Raw genomic sequence first — 1,645 nt, 5'->3', positions numbered from 1 at the left:
GGCCGAACGTGCGCCAGCCGAGGTGACTGCGCGCCCAGTACCGGCGGCGGGCCCCTTCGTCGGCGGTGAACTCCTGGTAGGTCATCGGGGTGTGCCGGCTCAGGCTCCCGCCCTTGCCGCGGTAGTCGGGGATGCCGGACTCCGTGGACAGGCCCGCCCCGCTGAGCACCAGCACACCGCCGTCGCGCAGTGCGTCGGCGACCGGCTCCGGATCGGTGCTGCCGGGCGGCAGGTCCCCGGTGGGCGTCCAGCTCAGGGTGGGGCGCGTACGCATGCCGCCAGGGTACGCACCGGACGGGACACCGGCACCGGGTCCGCGGATCAGGAGAACCACCTGGCCGCCCTGGAACGGCTGCGCGACGCCGAGCTGGAGGTGCGCGACCTCGCGGAGCGGGGCACCCGCTGCCGACTACGAGGTCGTCCAGGGCCTGGTGGCCGCCGCTGGGGGAGTGGCCCTCGCGCCGTACCCGGCCCTCGGCACCCCCACCCGGACGGGGTGGTACGCCTCCTGGCCGGCCCGGACCCGGCCCTCTCGGAACGGGCGGCCCTCATCACGGGCCGCTGGGCGTCCGCGGGCTGAACGGGGCGCGGCCACCGCCCGGTGGCGGGTTTCAGGCCCCGACGGCGGGCCTCAGGACGTCGTGGCACCACTGGCGGAAGCCGGTGGGCGCGGTGGGCCCCGGGGCCGTGTGCCAGGCGTCGTAGGTGCCGTCGTTCTGCGCGGCGGCCATGTCCGCCAGGCCCCGGACCCAGGCGCCACTCGTTCCGTACCGCGTCATCGTCGACCGGTAGGCGTCGAGGTTCACCTGCCGGGCGCAGACCGGCCGCCCGAGGACCTCGGTCATGACCTGGGCCATGCCCTCGGGAGCCAGGGCGTCGGGGCCGATGAGCGGTACGGTGTCCCGGCCGCTCCAGGAGTCGTCGAGGAGCAGGCCGGTGGCGGCCGCGGCGATGTCGCGGGTGGCGACGGCCGGGAGCGGGCGGTCGACCGTGTTCGCCGTGAAGAACGTACCGGTCGTCCTGATCGCCTCCACCTGGTGGAGGAGGTTCTCCATGAAGAAGGGCATGGCCAGGGCCCGGTAGCCGACCCCGGTGCACCCTCGCCCTCATCGCCACCCCCGAGTACGGCCGGGACCTCACCGTCTCCCGCCTGGCGCGGGAAGCGGTCATCGCCGCGATCACCACCGGAGCGCCCACCGCCACGGCGGCCGGCCCGGCCGCCGTCGCCGCCAGTGCCTTCGGTCGGCTCGCAGCGGAACCCGTACTTCTCCAGCGACGCGAGGTCCCGGGGCGTAGCTGAGGCACTGCACCCCGAGCACGATGTCGAAGCGTCGGTCGAGGGGGCGCAGTTCGGCCACGTCACCGACCTCGTACCGCGCATCCAGCGGATAGCGCCGCTCGATGTCCCGCGCGGCGGTGACCATCTCCACCGAGATGTCGACACCGAGGACGTTCGCGGCGCCGCGGCACTTGAACTGCCTGCTGTAGAACCCGGTGCCGCACGTCAGGCCGAGGATCGACTCGCCGCACACGTCCCTGACCAGGCCGAGGGAGCCCGGCACCTCTTCGTAGCGCATCATCGGCAGGACTTGACCCCCTCGAACGCCTCACCGAGCGTGTCGTACTGCTGCACGCTCATGTGCTC

Annotated in this window: 2 protein-coding genes and 1 pseudogene; all 3 read right to left on the bottom strand. The window is 73.8% G+C overall.

Annotation, left to right across the window (positions count from 1 at the left end; translation table 11 throughout):
• Window positions 1-274: pseudogene (locus ACFV0Q_RS41475) on the bottom strand (NAD-dependent protein deacetylase 1); the annotation flags it as partial.
• 337 nt (window positions 275-611) lie between these two features.
• Complete coding sequence (locus ACFV0Q_RS41470) at window positions 612-1,055, bottom strand: hypothetical protein (RefSeq protein ID WP_385013281.1); 444 nt, start codon at window positions 1,053-1,055, stop codon at window positions 612-614.
• Window positions 1,056-1,178: 123 nt separating this feature from the next.
• On the bottom strand, window positions 1,179-1,580 hold the full coding sequence (locus ACFV0Q_RS41465) for a class I SAM-dependent methyltransferase (protein ID WP_385013280.1): 402 nt from the start codon (window positions 1,578-1,580) through the stop codon (window positions 1,179-1,181).
• Window positions 1,581-1,645 lie beyond the last annotated feature (65 nt).

This window comes from Streptomyces sp. NPDC059564, from assembly GCF_042735575.1.
Classification (GTDB): domain Bacteria; phylum Actinomycetota; class Actinomycetes; order Streptomycetales; family Streptomycetaceae; genus Streptomyces.
This window is presented reverse-complemented; position numbering and strand designations above follow the sequence as displayed.

Coding starts and splice junctions, on each gene's coding strand:
- ACFV0Q_RS41465 (WP_385013280.1), bottom strand. CDS start 1,580: ATGATGCGCTACGAAGAGGTGCCGGGCTCCCTCGGCCTGGTCAGGGAC.
- ACFV0Q_RS41470 (WP_385013281.1), bottom strand. CDS start 1,055: ATGGAGAACCTCCTCCACCAGGTGGAGGCGATCAGGACGACCGGTACG.